The organism is Lacinutrix sp. WUR7 (genome assembly GCF_016864015.1).
GTDB lineage: Bacteria > Bacteroidota > Bacteroidia > Flavobacteriales > Flavobacteriaceae > Oceanihabitans.
Genome location: NZ_CP045067.1, coordinates 2,834,657 through 2,850,271, shown reverse-complemented (window position 1 = coordinate 2,850,271; position 15,615 = coordinate 2,834,657). Strand labels below are relative to the sequence as shown.

The 15,615-nt window shown below is 31.9% G+C and carries 19 protein-coding genes; 14 read left to right on the top strand and 5 right to left on the bottom strand.

The annotated features are described in order from the left end of the window. Positions 1 to 400: 400 nt before the first annotated feature. Entirely contained in the window at positions 401 to 1,027 is a 627-nt protein-coding gene (locus tag FG167_RS12485; protein WP_203458573.1) for a hypothetical protein, read from the top strand. Between the two features lie 66 nt (positions 1,028 to 1,093). Here the strand turns inward: FG167_RS12485 and glyA are convergent, their stop codons facing one another. After that, complete coding sequence (gene glyA, locus FG167_RS12480; RefSeq protein ID WP_203458572.1) at positions 1,094 to 2,368, bottom strand: serine hydroxymethyltransferase; 1,275 nt, start codon at positions 2,366 to 2,368, stop codon at positions 1,094 to 1,096. Between the two features lie 230 nt (positions 2,369 to 2,598). Here glyA and fahA point away from each other — a divergent pair, with 230 nt between their 5' ends. Continuing rightward, entirely contained in the window at positions 2,599 to 3,891 is a 1,293-nt protein-coding gene (fahA, locus tag FG167_RS12475) for a fumarylacetoacetase (RefSeq protein ID WP_203458571.1), read from the top strand. Positions 3,892 to 3,955: 64 nt separating this feature from the next. Here fahA and FG167_RS12470 read toward each other — a convergent pair whose 3' ends face one another. Then, entirely contained in the window at positions 3,956 to 4,801 is an 846-nt protein-coding gene (locus tag FG167_RS12470) for a DUF2911 domain-containing protein (RefSeq protein ID WP_203458570.1), read from the bottom strand. A gap of 311 nt (positions 4,802 to 5,112) precedes the next feature. Here FG167_RS12470 and FG167_RS12465 point away from each other — a divergent pair, with 311 nt between their 5' ends. From FG167_RS12465 to FG167_RS12410, 12 genes are all read left to right on the top strand, one after another. Then, entirely contained in the window at positions 5,113 to 6,423 is a 1,311-nt protein-coding gene (locus FG167_RS12465) for an AarF/ABC1/UbiB kinase family protein (protein WP_203458569.1), read from the top strand. 3 nt (positions 6,424 to 6,426) lie between these two features. After that, complete coding sequence (locus FG167_RS12460; protein WP_203458568.1) at positions 6,427 to 7,851, top strand: SDR family oxidoreductase; 1,425 nt, start codon at positions 6,427 to 6,429, stop codon at positions 7,849 to 7,851. Further along, complete coding sequence (locus FG167_RS12455) at positions 7,848 to 8,120, top strand: TIGR03643 family protein (RefSeq protein ID WP_203458567.1); 273 nt, start codon at positions 7,848 to 7,850, stop codon at positions 8,118 to 8,120. Before FG167_RS12460 ends, FG167_RS12455 begins: the two co-directional genes overlap by 4 nt. Before the next feature lie 53 nt (positions 8,121 to 8,173). Next, positions 8,174 to 8,860, top strand: a complete 687-nt coding sequence (gene folE / locus FG167_RS12450; RefSeq protein WP_203458566.1) for a GTP cyclohydrolase I FolE — start codon at positions 8,174 to 8,176, stop codon at positions 8,858 to 8,860. Between the two features lie 3 nt (positions 8,861 to 8,863). Beyond that, on the top strand, positions 8,864 to 9,088 hold the full coding sequence (locus FG167_RS12445; RefSeq protein ID WP_203458565.1) for a hypothetical protein: 225 nt from the start codon (positions 8,864 to 8,866) through the stop codon (positions 9,086 to 9,088). Position 9,089: 1 nt separating this feature from the next. Continuing rightward, positions 9,090 to 9,773, top strand: a complete 684-nt coding sequence (locus tag FG167_RS12440; protein ID WP_203458564.1) for an SDR family NAD(P)-dependent oxidoreductase — start codon at positions 9,090 to 9,092, stop codon at positions 9,771 to 9,773. A gap of 29 nt (positions 9,774 to 9,802) precedes the next feature. Then, on the top strand, positions 9,803 to 10,321 hold the full coding sequence (locus tag FG167_RS12435; protein ID WP_203458563.1) for a glutathione peroxidase: 519 nt from the start codon (positions 9,803 to 9,805) through the stop codon (positions 10,319 to 10,321). Between the two features lie 4 nt (positions 10,322 to 10,325). Beyond that, a complete protein-coding gene (locus tag FG167_RS12430) occupies positions 10,326 to 10,496 on the top strand; it encodes a Lacal_2735 family protein (protein ID WP_055442253.1) in 171 nt (56 codons plus the stop codon). 1 nt (position 10,497) lies between these two features. Continuing rightward, complete coding sequence (locus FG167_RS12425; protein WP_203458562.1) at positions 10,498 to 10,953, top strand: TspO/MBR family protein; 456 nt, start codon at positions 10,498 to 10,500, stop codon at positions 10,951 to 10,953. Beyond that, positions 10,953 to 11,417, top strand: a complete 465-nt coding sequence (locus FG167_RS12420; protein ID WP_203458561.1) for an SRPBCC family protein — start codon at positions 10,953 to 10,955, stop codon at positions 11,415 to 11,417. Before FG167_RS12425 ends, FG167_RS12420 begins: the two co-directional genes overlap by 1 nt. Next, complete coding sequence (locus FG167_RS12415) at positions 11,417 to 12,727, top strand: deoxyribodipyrimidine photo-lyase (RefSeq protein WP_203458560.1); 1,311 nt, start codon at positions 11,417 to 11,419, stop codon at positions 12,725 to 12,727. Before FG167_RS12420 ends, FG167_RS12415 begins: the two co-directional genes overlap by 1 nt. 67 nt (positions 12,728 to 12,794) lie before the next feature. Further along, positions 12,795 to 13,157, top strand: coding sequence for a SnoaL-like domain-containing protein (locus FG167_RS12410; RefSeq protein WP_203458559.1), 363 nt, complete (start codon positions 12,795 to 12,797; stop codon positions 13,155 to 13,157). Between the two features lie 72 nt (positions 13,158 to 13,229). On the opposite strand, the gene murA is transcribed toward FG167_RS12410, so the two are convergent. The 3 genes from murA to FG167_RS12395 all read right to left on the bottom strand — a co-directional run bounded on the left by murA (position 13,230) and on the right by FG167_RS12395 (position 15,568). Then, on the bottom strand, positions 13,230 to 14,546 hold the full coding sequence (gene murA / locus FG167_RS12405; protein ID WP_203458558.1) for a UDP-N-acetylglucosamine 1-carboxyvinyltransferase: 1,317 nt from the start codon (positions 14,544 to 14,546) through the stop codon (positions 13,230 to 13,232). Between the two features lie 6 nt (positions 14,547 to 14,552). After that, complete coding sequence (locus FG167_RS12400) at positions 14,553 to 15,209, bottom strand: DUF4290 domain-containing protein (protein WP_203458557.1); 657 nt, start codon at positions 15,207 to 15,209, stop codon at positions 14,553 to 14,555. Positions 15,210 to 15,274: 65 nt separating this feature from the next. Then, positions 15,275 to 15,568 carry a DUF493 family protein gene (locus FG167_RS12395; RefSeq protein ID WP_203458556.1) on the bottom strand — a complete coding sequence of 98 codons (294 nt, stop codon included), beginning with the start codon at positions 15,566 to 15,568 and terminating at the stop codon, positions 15,275 to 15,277. Positions 15,569 to 15,615: the final 47 nt, after the last annotated feature.

The window sequence follows — 15,615 nt, the reverse complement described above, 5'->3', positions numbered from 1 at the left end:
CAAAAAGCATTTAAATTCATTCTCCTCTTTACAAAAAGAAGAGAGCCTTTTATGATACCTTTTTTATGTAATTAGAAAACAATACTATACATATAAAACACCTCATGCCTATAACCAAAATCATAACTAGAACCAGCTCCTCTCTTTAGCTAAAGAGAGGTGGATTTTCTATAAAGAAAATGCGGAGAGTTTGACCAAAAATGCGAAGCTATTTTAATATACACAACTTAACTCTTCTTTCCTCCTGTTCAAAAAAAGAAATTCATTCTCCTCTTAAAATAACAGGAGAGCTACATACATTAACGAAACTCAACAAGATTGATTTTTAATCTTTTAACTATTTTTTTGGTATAATTATTGATAATTTTTAATTTATATAAACCTTTAAAACGCAATTATTATGAAATTTAAAACAGTTACTCCAGTACTCTTAGTTTTATTATTCTTGTCTTTTTCGACACCAACAATTGGACAGAATAAATCTAAATCCAATGCAGAGTCTATAGAAGCATTGAGTCTTGTTTTATTGTTTAACAATCTAAATAATGACTTGAATAATAGGCGAAACAAACCCTATCTAGGTGAGATGACCTTAAAAAATGGTGATTTCATTGAAGGGTATTTAAGTTTAAATAATCCTGTAGGAGATAATTACGTTGTAATATATTATACTGAAAATGATAGCAAAATTTACCCTGTAGATACTATTGATGAGGTAAAACTATATAAAACAGACAACACAAATGCGGATACTGTTTTTAAAACTATTGAAAATGAAAAAGCCTTATTAAGAGAGGTTTATAATAACAACGGCGATGTAGCTGTTTATGATACTGCTATTAGTCCATTTAACAATAAACTATCTGGATCTGTTTATGTCAAAGAAAATGATGCGCTAATTAACACATGGTTTTTCTGGACATCTGGTCCAAAACACGACTTATTACGATACATTAGAAATAAAGATGGTGTTCGATATAAAAGAAAAGATTTTGAATCCCTAGATGATTTACTTCAGAAAGTATAAAAACTAAAAAAGCCTACTAAACAGTAGGCTTTTTTTTTCCGCGAAAGCATAATAATACTTATAAAGTTAATCCACAAAAAGTGGTAAATCATGCATCATAGCATTTACTTTACCGGCTATTGTTTCTAGCATATCTTCATCTTGATAATTGCTAATTACTTGATCCACTAAATCAACAATACCTTCCATATCTTCTTCTTTTAAACCTCTAGTGGTAATTGCTGGAGTACCAATACGAATTCCAGAAGTTACAAATGGCGATTTATCATCAAAAGGAACCATATTTTTATTCACAGTAATATCTGCTTTTACTAAAGCATTTTCTGCATCTTTTCCTGTAATGTCTTTGTTACGTAAATCGATTAGCATCATGTGGTTATCTGTACCACCAGAAATAATATTATAATCTCTTTTTACAAAAGCTGCTGCCATTGCTGCTGCGTTTTTCTTTACTTGTAACATATAATGCATATACTCTTCGGTAAGTGCTTCACCAAAAGCAATTGCTTTAGCTGCAATAATATGTTCTAATGGTCCTCCTTGATTTCCTGGGAAAACAGCAGAGTTTAAAAGCGAAGACATTTTTTTCAAGTTTCCGTTTTTCAATTTTTGACCAAATGGGTTATCAAAATCTTGTCCCATCATAATCATTCCACCCCTTGGTCCGCGTAATGTTTTATGTGTAGTTGTGGTTACAATATGACAATGAGGTAACGGATCGTTTAAAATTCCTTTTGCAATTAATCCTGCAGGATGTGAGATATCAGCAACTAATATAGCTCCTACTGAATCTGCTATAGCACGAAAACGTTTAAAATCCATATCACGAGAATATGCCGAAGCTCCTGCAATAATTAATTTTGGTTTTTCACGTTCTGCTACTTCTGCAACATGATCATAATCTATTAAACCTGTTTCCTTTTTTACACCGTAAAATACAGGATTGTATAATTTACCAGAAAAATTCACAGAAGATCCATGGGTTAAATGTCCACCATGCGATAAATCGAAACCTAAAATAGTATCCCCAGGATTTAAACAAGCAAAAAATACTGCTGTATTTGCCTGACTTCCAGAATGCGGTTGTACGTTTACATACGCTGCACCAAATAAAGCCTTTGCTCTATCTATTGCTAGTTGTTCTACTTCATCTACTACTTCACAACCTCCATAATACCTTTTTCCAGGATATCCTTCTGCATATTTATTAGTTAATACAGAACCTGCAGCTTCCATTACTTGGTCACTTACAAAGTTTTCTGAAGCTATTAATTCAATACCTTCAAGCTGTCTTTCTTTTTCAGCTTGAATAAGTTCAAAGATTTGTTCGTCGCGTTGCATATAGTTTAATTTTAATTTCCTTCAAGTAGGAAATCTAGTTATAGTTAAATATTTATCAAAAATAACAATTACATTATTTAAATACGTCAAAAAACATATATTTACTTCTAGAATATGTTATTTTTTTAAATAGCATAATACGAACCTACTTTTATTATATAAAATTAGCATTAATTTAAAAAGTTATGTAGGTTTGAATAGATTTAATAATTTTTAATTTAAAATATACTATGCCAATTTCAGCTAACAATCCAGATAGAATTTCCTGGTTGCATGTAGATAAAAACTCAGATTTCCCTGTTCAAAATATACCTTTTGGTGTTTTTCTTACAAGAGATGACATTATAACTATTGGAACAAGAATTGGAGATACAGCAATAGACTTAGGTGCATTACACCAATTAGGCTACTTTGAAGGTATCCCATTAACAGATGATATTTTTCTTCAAGATACCTTAAATGATTTTATTGCAGATGGAAGAAAAACCTGGAGAGCAGTTAGAAATAGAATTGCAGAAATTTTTGATGCAGAAAACGATACGCTTAAAAACAATGTAAAACATAAAGAGATTGTATTATTTCGTTTAGACGAAATTGAAATGCAACTACCTGTTCAAATTGGTGATTATACCGATTTTTACTCTAGTATAGAACATGCAACAAATGTAGGAACTATGTTTAGAGATCCTGAAAATGCATTAATGCCAAACTGGTTGCATATTCCTGTTGGGTATCATGGTAGAAGTAGCTCTATCATTCCTTCTGGAATTCCTATTCATAGACCACAAGGACAAACATTACCTGCAGGCGCAACAGAACCTGTTTTTGGACCTAGCAAGCTGATAGATTTTGAGCTAGAAATGGCTTTTATTACTACTGATGCTAATGATTTAGGAGAACCAATTCCTATTGAAGAAGCGGAAGAATATATTTTCGGATTGGTTTTATTTAATGATTGGTCTGCAAGAGATATACAAAAATGGGAATATGTACCACTAGGACCATTTTTAGCAAAAAGTTTTGCTTCGTCTATTTCTCCTTGGATTGTAACTTTAGATGCTTTAGAGCCTTATAGAGTGGAAAGTCCGAAACCATTAAAAAAACAATTAGACTATCTACAATATAAAGGAAAGAAGAGTTTTGATATTAATTTAGAAGTAGCGATACAACCACAAAAGGCGAAAGAAACTGTGGTAAGTAAATCGAACTTTAAATATATGTATTGGAACATGGCACAACAGCTTACACATCACACGGTGAATGGTTGCCCGATTAACTCTGGAGACATGATGGGAAGTGGTACTATTTCTGGACCAACACCTGATAGTTACGGATCGATGTTAGAAATTACATGGAGAGGTGAAAAACCAATTAAAATGGCAGATGGTACAGAACGTAAATTTATAAATGATAACGATACTGTTATTATGCGTGGATATTGTGATAAAGACGGAACTAGAATTGGTTTTGGTGAAGTAAGCAATAAATTACTTCCTGTATTTAACCCGAAGAAAATAAAATAACAACTTATATAAAATTAAAAAAGCGACCAATTGGTCGCTTTTTTTATGTATAAATGATTCTAAATTATTTAGACCATTCTGCAATAGATTCTGTATTCATTTTAACATAATCTGCATTACCAGCTTCTTCTGCCAACTTTAAAGAAGCTTTAGCTGCTTTGATAGCACCTTTTTTATCTCCAGCTTTCGCATAGATTAAAGCTTGTCTTCTTAATTGCCAAAATTTAGGATCTTGCTTATTCATTTCGATTGCTTTATCAATCCAAACTTTTGCTTTATTAATGTCCTTACCTTCTTCTAAGTAATACGCAGCAGCAGCATAATAATCTCCAGCTCCTGGTCCTGCCATTACCTTATCAATACTTTTAGATACGGTAGCATCCGTTGGCACTGTAAAAGGTACACCAACATATGTTTTTTCCCAAAGAAACTCTAAAGTTCCACCATTATTAGATAAGTTATTAATATCCATAGTAAAAGACTCTACATTAAAAGGAATTTCTTGAACATCAGCAGAAACTCTTGCCGCAACTTTAGTTTCGTCTAATGTTGCTGGAGCTCCTCCTCCTGCATACTCTGTGTAAAATATAACCTCCCAAGAAGTCGCCTGAGGAATAGTAAAGATAGCGTACGTACCAGCTTTAAGTTCTTTTCCTCCTACAGTAATAGGGTTGTTAAAAGTTATTTTAGTTCTTGAGTTCGCCCCTGTTCTCCATACTTTTCCGTAAGGTACAAGATCTCCAAAAATGGTTCTTCCTTTTACTCCAGGACGTGAATATTCAAAAGTAAAATCTGTTAATCCTACCTTCTGTTCTACCTTACTAGTTGGACTAGGTTGCGGTGTTTCAATTTGTGCATTTACGTGAAACGAATACGTAAACACTAAAGCGATTAATAATAGTTTTTTCATAGTTATTGTATTAATTAGTTGATAATATTTAGCCATAAAATTACACATTAACTAAATCTTATCTGTTAACAAAACCTTAAATTAAAAGGAGGTATTGGTTTATAAACTTAGGGTTCCTTTTATTTACTTATCCAAATAAATACATTTGAAACACCTACAAATAATAGTAAAACGAGTATTCTTTTCTATACACATAGACTTTCCTTATACCTTTATAATAATTTTGTCTAATTATTAACGATAAAAGTTAGACAATTTTGTATATTTACATATAATTTGAAATTAAAAGTAAAAAAAGCATCTATAAGCGAATGAAAACCATTGATAAAATACCAATTACAAAAATACAACGTGCATCAAAATTAGTTAGTACAGGTGCAAAAGTTGGTGTAAATTATATCAAGTATTACGGAGACAAAATGGTGCATTCTAAAGAAGATGCCAAAGAACGTCTTAATAAAAATAATGCGGAAGATATTTACGATAGTTTAAAGCAACTTAAAGGAAGTGCTTTAAAAGTAGCACAAATGTTAAGCATGGAAAAGAGCTTGTTACCACAAGCTTATGTTGAAAAGTTTTCACTATCTCAGTTTTCGGTTCCGCCATTATCTCCTGCTCTAGTAATAAAGACTTTTAAAAAATATTTTGGAAAATCGCCAAACGAACTATTTGATACTTTTAATGCAACTTCTGTAAATGCTGCTAGTATTGGCCAAGTCCATATAGCAGAAAGAAACGGGAAAAAACTTGCTGTGAAAATCCAATATCCAGGAGTTGCAGAAAGTATCTCATCCGATTTAGCCATGGTAAAACCAATAGCCATGCGTATGTTTAATATTAAAGGAAAAGATTCGGATAAATACTTTCACGAAGTAGAATCAAAACTGATTGAAGAAACCAATTACATTCTAGAAATTGCCCAAAGTAAAGAGGTTGCAAAGGCATGCGCACACATACCAAATTTATTATTTCCAGAATATTATGAAGAACTATCTTCTGAAAGAATCATTACTATGGACTATATGCATGGTATACATCTTTCCGAATTTACTGCAATAAATAAATCAGAAGAAAAGGCTAATCAAGTTGGTCAAGCTCTTTGGGATTTTTACATGTATCAAATTCATGTATTAAAAAAGGTGCATGCAGATCCGCATCCTGGAAACTTTTTAGTCTCAGATACCGCAAACTTAATCGCATTAGATTTTGGTTGTATGAAAAGCATTCCGGATCCATTTTACACACCCTATTTTGAATTAGCGCAGAAAGAGAATATAGAAGACGAAGCTGTGTTCCTTTCTAAATTATACGAATTAGAAATTTTAAAAGAGGAAGATACTGCCGAGGAAATTGAATTTTTTACAGAAATGTTTCATAAAATGCTAAGTTTATTTGCTAGACCATTACAAGACGAAACTTTCGATTTTTCGAATCCGTATTTTTTCCAAGAAATTGCAGCACTAGGCGAGCATTATTCTAAAAGCACACAATTAAGAAAAATGAATGGAAACAGAGGTTCTAAACATTTCATTTATATCAATAGAACTTTTTTCGGACTTTATAATTTAATGTTCGACTTAAAAGCTAAAAACATAAAAATCAACAATTTTCATACGCTATAAAAAATGAATATTCTCGTAACAGGAGCTACAGGTTATATAGGCAAACGCCTAATCCCTTTATTATTGCATGAAGGGCATCACGTTACTTGTGCTGTAAGAGATAAATTGCGAGCAGACAAAAGCTACTTACAAGAAGAGCAAATAGATATTATTGAGGTAGATTTTTTAAAGCCGGAAACATTAAAAAACATTCCTACTGACATCGATATTGCATATTATCTCATTCATTCCATGTCGAATACTTCTAACGATTTTGAAAAGTTAGAACAAGAATGTGCGGCAAATTTTAGAACGAGTATAGAAAAAACAAATACAAAGCAAGTAATTTACCTTAGTGGTATTACAAACGACGCAAACCTTTCTAAACATCTTCAATCACGTAAAAATGTGGAGCACGAATTAGAATCTAAAAGCTATGCGTTAACCATCTTTAAAGCGGGTATTATAGTGGGTTCTGGTAGTTCTTCCTTTGAGATAATAAGAGATTTAGTCGAGAAACTTCCTTTTATGATTGCTCCTAAATGGCTAAATACAAAAACACAACCTTTAGCGGTTCGCGATGTACTTTCGTTTCTATTAAAAAGTGTAGGAAACGAAAAAACCTTCAACCGTTCTTTCGATATTTTTGGACCAGAAGTTTTAACATACAAACAAATGCTTTTGCAATTTGCAGAAGTGCGGGAACTTAAAAGATACATTCTTACGGTTCCTGTAATGACACCAAAACTATCTTCGTATTGGTTATATTTTGTAACATCTACATCTTACAAACTGGCCTCTAACCTTGTAGATAGTATGGGTGTGGAAATTATTGGTAAACCCAGTGAAATCAATGCCATACTACATGTAAATCCTTTAAGTTATAAAGATGCTGTAGCATTAGCTTTTGAAAAAATTGAGCAAAACAGTATTATTTCTAGCTGGAAAGATTCCTTTATTAGTAGCGGAAGATTAAAAGACAACTTTCATAAATATATAAATGTTCCCAAATATGGTTGCTTTCAAGATTATAAAGAACTCGAAGTAACTAACAGCGCACAAACCATAGATAAAATATGGGCTATTGGCGGACAAACAGGTTGGTACTACGGAAATTTTTTATGGAGAGTAAGAGGCTATATTGATAAAGTATTTGGCGGAATTGGATTAAGAAGAGGAAGAACAAATCCGACGCAATTAGATGCTGGAGACGCATTAGATTTTTGGAGAGTTATTTATGCCGATAAAGAAAAACAAAAGCTCCTACTCTATGCCGAAATGAAACTTCCAGGAGAAGCTTGGCTAGAATTTAAAATTGAAGACAACCTTTTAAAACAAACAGCAACATTTAGACCAAGAGGAATACTTGGCAGATTATATTGGTATAGTGTTTTACCATTTCATGGATTTATTTTTAACGGAATGATAAAAAAATTAGCACTTAAATGAAATTAAATACCATACAAGTAGACAGAGTTATAGAAATGGCTTGGGAAGACAGAACCACTTTTGAAGCGATATACTTTCAGTTTAAACTAAAAGAACAAGACGTTATTTGTTTAATGCGACAAGAAATGAAACCTAGCAGTTTTAAGATGTGGCGAAAACGGGTGCAAGGAAGAAAAACAAAACATGAAAAACTACGCTCTTTTAACGAAGGTAGATTTAAATGTAGCAGACAAAAACAAATAACGCAAAACAGTATTTCTAAAAGATAAACTTGCTTTGTTTTAGTAGCAATTACTAAAAACAGCAAATTAAAAAGACAATTATGAAAACAGAAATCATTAAAAACAACAATAGTTTAAATGGCTTTAGTCATCAAGATATTGGTGATGAACATTTATATACCGGTTTAAAAACACCTATGAAAGCAGATGCTTTTAAATGGAGTGATGATGAAAAAAAAGAACGCATAGCCATACTTTTTGAAGAAATTATGGATGTCATCGGATTAGATCTTACAGACGATTCTTTAAAAGGAACACCAAATCGTGTTGCTAAAATGTATATAGATGAAATATTTTCGGGTTTAAACCCGAAAAACAAGCCGATAATAGCATTATTTGATAATAAATATCAATACAACCAAATGCTTATCGAAAAAAATATTACCTTATATTCCAATTGCGAACATCACTTTGTGCCAATTTTAGGAAAAGCACATGTTGCATATATATCTTCTGGTACAGTTATTGGTTTATCTAAACTTAACAGAATCGTTCAATATTATGCAAAAAGACCGCAGGTACAAGAACGTTTAACAAATCAAATAGCAGAAGAATTAAAAAAAATTTTAAAAACAGAAGATGTAGCTGTTATAATAGATGCCAAACATTTATGTGTTTCTTCTAGAGGTATTAAAGACGATACTTCCACAACAATTACAACATACTATGGAGGAAAATTTAATACTCCTAATAAAATTACAGAATTACAAAACTATTTAAAAAATTAAGTTATGGATATAATAGACAAAGCATTAGAATTTGAAAAACAAAAATTAAACTCTTTATCGACAAGTGATAGAGTCATCATTGTTAGAGAAGCAAAATCTTTAATTTTAGGTTTAAACGAAATCTATAAAGAGAAAAAAGACAAAGAAATCATGGATATCATGAAGAGACTTACTGCTATTAAAGTAAAAGTAGAAAAAAGGTTAAAAGGAAGACCTTTAACGGCTTAACATGAAAACATACATAGTAATTGGAGGCAGCAAAGGTATAGGTAAGGCTATTATTGAAACTTTAATAGTAGATAATAAAATTATTAATATTAGTAGAACTGCTCCTCGTTTCAACCCTGATAATTTAACACATTATGGTTGCGACGTGTTGGTGGATGATTTACCAGAAATAGAAAATGCCGATGGCTTGGTGTATTGTCCTGGTAGCATAAACCTTAAACCAATTTCTAGATTAAGTATAGACGATTTTAAAGAAGATTTTGAAATTAATGTTCTTGGTGCTGTAAAAGCAATTCAAAAGTATTTACCTATTTTAAAAAATGGTAAGCAATCTGCTATATTATTATTTAGTACGGTAGCTGCTAAGCTAGGAATGCCGTACCATGCCAGTATTGCAACTGCAAAATCTGGAGTCGAGGGATTAGTTAAATCACTTGGAGCAGAATTAGCGCCTACTATAAGAATTAATGCGATTGCTCCCACTGTTACTGACACCGAATTAGCATCCAAACTTTTAAGGAACGACAAAATGGCAGAAAACATTACGGAACGTCATCCTTTAAAAAAATATTTAAAACCTAACGAAGTTGCAGAAATGGCTTCTTTTTTATTATCTGAAAAAGCGGCATCCATGTCTGGACAAATATTTGAAATGGATTGTGGAATCGTTTCTTTTAAAATATAAATCGTGAAAACTTCCTAATTTCTTTTATCATGTTAAACTTTTTAAATAAAAATACAGCGCAAAAGCCACCATCTACATCCATTTACGATATAGAAATAAATAGTTTAGATGGCAAAGCTATTGATCTATCTAATTATAAAGGTAAAATGCTACTCATCGTTAACGTAGCTTCCCAATGTGGTTTTACGAAACAATACGCCGACCTTCAAAAATTATACGATACTTATAAAAATAATCTAATGATTATAGGTGTTCCTTGTAATCAATTTGGCGGTCAGGAATCTGGGTCTGCTAGTGAGATTCAATCTTTTTGTCAGAAAAATTTCGGAGTTACTTTCTTAATGACCGAAAAATTAGATGTAAAAGGAAGTAACCAACACCCACTTTTCCAATGGTTAACCAGCAAAGAATTAAACGGAAAATCTAATTCTACCGTAAAATGGAATTTTCAGAAATACTTAATAAATAAAGAAGGCCAATTAGTAGATTATTATTTTTCTACAACCAATCCTGCAAGCAATAAGATTGTAAAACATTTAAATTCATAAAATTATGTTTGGATTATTTAAAAAGAAAACAAAAGCCGAAAAGCTTCAGGAGAAATACAACAAGTTAATGAAAGAATGGCATCAACTTTCTAGTATTAATAGATCAGAAAGCGATAAAAAATACCAAGAAGCCAATGCCGTATTAGATGAAATAGAAAGTCTTAAAACAGTTTAATATGCAATTTTTTAAAGTATTTGTTTCGTTCTTAATATTAAATTTTGGAGCTCTAGGTATTGGAAGTTGGCTCATGAATAATGGACCGCGAACCGAATGGTATATGAATTTAAACCAAGCCCCTTGGACTCCTCCAGGTCGGGTTTTTGGTGTTGCTTGGACAAGCATAATGATCTGTTTTTCGATATACATGGCACAGTTATATCTAAAAATGCCAACCAAAGAAGTCCTTACCCTTTTCGCATTACAGTTTATTCTAAATGTCATGTGGAACTATGTTTTTTTCAACCAACACCTTATTTTAATAGGCTTTTTAGTAATCATACTATTAACCATTTTAGTATGCTATTTCTTTTTTAAATTTGATGCAATACAAACTAGATACCTCCTATTACCATATATCCTTTGGCTATGTATTGCAACTTCTCTAAATGGGTACATACTTATAAATAACTAATGAAAATTTATACATTTCATAAAAAACAAAAACTACCAATTTCTGTGGATGAAGCTTGGAAGTTTTTGTCGGATCCAAAAAACCTTAAAGTAATTACTCCTGATTATATGAGTTTTAATATACTTTCTGGTGCGGATAGACCCATGTATGCAGGACAGATTATTCAATATATCGTTACTCCTGTATTAGGAATAAAAACAAAATGGGTTACAGAAATTACACATATAGTCGATAAACATTATTTTGTAGACGAACAGCGCTTTGGTCCGTATGCATTATGGCATCATAAACATTTTATTAAAGAAATTGAAGGTGGCGTTGAAATGGAAGATATTATAGATTATAAAGTTCCTTTCGGAATTATTGGTCAGTTAGTGCATCCTTTTCTTGTGAAGCCTAAATTGAATGAAATTTTTGCATACCGCAAAGAAAAACTAGAATCCCTTTTTGGAACCTACATATAATGAAAGACACCATAAACATTTTTTGGTTTAGAAGAGATTTAAGATTAGAAGATAACGTAGGATTATTTCATGCTTTAAATGCTAAAAAACCGGTTTTACCTATATTTATTTTAGATACAGAAATACTAGAACAACTACCAAAAGAAGACGCTCGTGTTAGTTTTATTCACAACACGCTACAAAACATCAATAAGGAATTACAAAGCAAATACAATAGTAGTATTGCTATGTACTTTGGCAAACCTCTAGAGGTATACAAAAAATTAGCAGCGTCTTACACCATAGATACTGTCTATACCAATCGCGATTATGAACCTTACGCTAAAGATCGGGATACAGAAATTGAAACCTTTTTAGAGAGCAAAAACATCTCCTTTAAAACCTTTAAAGATCATGTTATTTTTGAAAAAGATGAAATTGTAAAGAAAGATGGTAAACCGTATTTAGTGTACACACCATACATGAAATTATGGAAAGCAACTTTTAGAACAAAAAGTTTAGAAACTTATGATTCAGTTGGTTTACTGAACCACTTAATTCAAGAAAAACACCTTCCTAATTTAAGTTTACAGGATATTGGTTTTGTACCATCTAATCAAGAAATAAAAGCATATAAAGTCACTTCTAATTTAATTCAAAATTACGAAGCAACAAGAAATTTCCCAGCACAAGATAGCACTTCAAAGTTAGGACCACATTTACGTTTTGGTACCGTAAGTATTCGTGAAATGGTACAAAAAGCGATTTCAGAAACCAATGAAATCTTCTGGCAAGAACTAATTTGGAGAGAGTTTTTCATTCAAATTCTTTGGCATTTTCCGCAAACGCTTACGTATAGCTTTAAACCGAAATACGACAACATTGTATGGCGAAATAACGACCAAGAATTTAAACTTTGGTGTCAAGGAAAAACCGGATATCCTTTAGTGGATGCAGGCATGCGAGAATTAAATGAAACAGGTTTTATGCACAATCGTGTACGCATGCTTGTTGGTAGTTTTTTATGCAAACATTTACTAATCGATTGGCGATTAGGAGAAGCTTATTTTGCTGAAAAATTACACGATTATGAAATGGCTAGTAATATTGGCAACTGGCAATGGGTTGCTGGTTGTGGTGTAGATGCTGCTCCGTATTTTCGCATATTTAATCCAACGACACAAATAGAAAAATTTGACAAGAAATTAGAATACATAAAAAAATGGGTTCCCGATTTTCAAGAGCTTACTTATCCTAGGCCTATGGTCGATCATAAAGAAGCAAGAGAACGATGCTTGAATACATATAAAGAAGCTTTAAACGCTTCCTAGCCGAACATAATTATATCATACTACAAGAGATTCAGTATCTTTATAAAAACAACTTAAACTAAATAAAATGAATACGAAAGAGGTTGCCAATACATGGTGGAAGATGTGCAAAGAAGATAAGCATATAGAATGTGTTAATGAACTATATGCTGAAAATGTGGTATGTCGAGAAATGCCTGGAATGCCTGGAGAAATAACCACAGGAAAACAAAACATTTTGAACAAGAGTAAAGAATGGTTAGAAAGTGTAGAAGACTTTCATGCTAGCGAAATTAGCGAACCTATTGTTGCTGGTAACTTTTTTACTGCTAAAATGACTTTCGATTGTACTTTTAAAGAAGGAGGAAGACAAAAAATGGAAGAAGTTTGTGTCTACGAAGTAAAAGATGGTAAAATTGCAAGTGAGCAATATTTTTATAACATCGATTAATATTAGAATTAAGTATATAAAAAAAGCTTCGAAATAATTTCGAAGCTTTTTTGTTTTGTATAATTTAAGTTTTTAGTTTCCTTCTACACGTTCAATCTTTGCACCGATAGCACGAAGACGTTCGTCTATATTTTCATAACCTCTATCAATTTGTTCAATATTATGAATAGTAGAGGTTCCTTTTGCAGATAATGCTGCAATTAATAAAGAAACTCCTGCTCTAATATCTGGAGAAGTCATTGTGGTAGCTTTTAATGTAGAATTAAAATCATGACCAATAACGGTTGCTCTATGCGGATCACATAAAATAATTTTCGCACCCATATCTATCAATTTATCCACAAAGAATAAACGAGATTCAAACATTTTTTGGTGTACTAAAGCACTTCCTCTTGCTTGTGTAAGTACGGTTAAAACAATACTCAACAAATCTGGCGTAAATCCTGGCCAAGGCGCATCTGCAATAGTTAAAATAGAACCATCAATATAGCTTTGTATTTCGTAACCATCTTTATGTGCAGGAATATATATATCATCCCCTTGTCTTTCTAGAGTAATACCTATTTTTCTAAATACATCTGGTATTTGTCCTAAATCATCCCAACTTACATTGGTAATGGTAAGTTCACTCTTTGTCATAGCAGCTAGACCAATCCAACTACCTATTTCAATCATATCTGGAAGCATTCTATGTTCTGTACCTCCTAGTGCATCTACACCTTCTATAGTCAACATATTAGAACCAACACCAGTAATTTTTGCTCCCATTCGGTTAAGCATTTTACATAGTTGCTGTAAATAGGGCTCGCAAGCTGCATTATATATAGTAGTAGTTCCTTCTGCTAAAACTGCAGCCATCACAATATTTGCTGTTCCTGTAACAGACGCCTCATCCAGTAGCATGTATGCTCCTTTTAATTTATCTGCTTCAACTCCATAAAAATGATCTTCACGATTGTATCTAAACTTTGCTCCTAGTTTTATAAAACCTTCAAAGTGTGTATCTAATCTACGTCTACCAATTTTATCACCTCCTGGTTTAGGAATATATCCTTTACCAAAACGAGCTAAAAGTGGCCCAACAATCATAATCGATCCTCGTAAACCACGACCATCAATTTTAAATTGTGCCGACTCTAAATATTTTAAATCTACTTGGTCTGCTTGAAAAGTATAAGAACCTTTTCCTATTTTATTAACCTGTACTCCTAGTTTCTTAAGTAATTCTATAAGCTTATTAACATCTACAATATCTGGAATGTTATTTATTGTTACCAACTCTGGAGTTAATAATACAGCACATAAAATTTGTAAGGCTTCGTTTTTTGCTCCTTGAGGTTGTATTTTCCCTTTTAATTGGTGACCTCCTTCAATTTTAAATGTTCCCATGAAATACTAGTAGCGTTTTCTGTTTCTGTTTTGATTATTATTAGTCTTTTTATAATTCGTTTTCTTCGAATTAGTATTCGCATATTTCTTTTTAGTTCGCATTAAACTTGTAGAATCTGATAAATCTTCATTAGATTCTTTTAAGTTAATTTTCCCATCAGATAATTCGAATAAATGATTAAAAATAATATAATCTTCTACGGTATCTTTATTCCAATTTAGAAAACACTTTTTCATGTGATTAGCAATAGTATATACTAAAGCTTCTTTCAATTCCCCTTCTTCCCAAGTGTTTGCTACATCAATCATGGTTTTTATATTATTACCATAAAACCTATATTTTGGAAAATTTTGAGGATACTCTAAAGTTTCAGGCCTTGCGTATAATTCTTCACGAGAAGGTTTTGGGTATGGAGAATCTACATCAATGTCAAAATCTGCCATAATAAAAAGCTGATCCCAAAGTTTATGTTGAAAATCTGGTACATCACGCAAATGTGGTTGCATGTTACCCATTACAGATATAATGGCTTTTACTATCTTATTGCGTTCTTCTTTAGTTTCTCGTGTTTTAGCATGCGTAATCATTTTCTGCATATGTCTTCCATATTCAGGTATAATCAAATGTTCACGCTCGGTATTGTATTCTAAAATATCTATCAAAATTTAAGTGTAGAGTTATATTATTTGCACGTAGTTATTATGCTTGTGCAAAGTACAAAAAATATTTAAAGGCTAATAACTCCTTCTACATTTTCTGCAACTTCTTTATATTTAATTATTACGGCATCTGGATCTTGCATTAATACGTGAACAGAAATACTAGTGTATTTTCCGTTTTTGGATTCTATAGTATTAATAACTGCACCAATATTGTTAAATAACGCCTCTATTTCGGCTATTTTATGCAAGTCGGACTTCACAATAAATTTATATAAATATTTGGAAGGCCAGGTTTCCGTATCAAGTAATTGTGCCTTTAATTTTATATAAAATTCTTCTGGATTTTGTTTTTCGCTCATGATTAAAAAGTAAGTTGTAAAGATACAGTTTCCTTTACATTTTTTAT